This is a genomic window from Vibrio sp. 2132-1 (assembly GCF_033344315.1).
In genome coordinates this window covers 1-537 of the sequence record NZ_JAWPON010000767.1, presented here as the reverse complement: position 1 = coordinate 537, position 537 = coordinate 1, and the positions used below count along the sequence as shown (strand labels likewise).

General features: G+C 37.2%; 1 pseudogene. It reads right to left on the bottom strand.

The features are described 5' to 3' along the window. Nucleotides 1-373 precede the first annotated feature (373 nt). Nucleotides 374-537: pseudogene (locus tag R8N47_RS27870) on the bottom strand (glycosyltransferase); the annotation flags it as partial.

Genomic DNA, 537 nt, shown 5'->3' with positions numbered 1-537 from the left:
TTAGGTATTTAGTCCTTTAAAATCAACTAATTGAGAAAAATATAAAAAACTATAAAACAACTAAAACCACACTCTTTGAGTATGTATTTAGCAAATTGATAAGACTAAGAACAAACATCGAAACACATTTACCCCACCTATCAATAACCAACAGACCAAAAAACACAGCCTATGTCTTTGGCGTAAATTTGCGCGTATCAGTCAAATAATCTGCAATTAAACAATGAATAGAAATGAACGAGATGGAATAAAAATGCAGCCCTTCGAAATCGAAAAGCTGCATCAAGTACCATGTAGGAATGTTGGTAGGAACGTAATAATAGGTAGTTAATAGTTATTATGTGTTTGCCACAAACAATCCGAGCAAACAAACTTAGATATTGGATACATAGCTCGGAAAATCCACCTGCTCCCACAACTGTTTGGAGAGTTCTTCTTGCGAATCCCACGCCCCTTGTAAAACCCAATTCACGATGGCTTGTGCAACGTCGGGGTATTTAACACTCTCAGCTTGCTGCTCTTTGAGCCACTGACGTA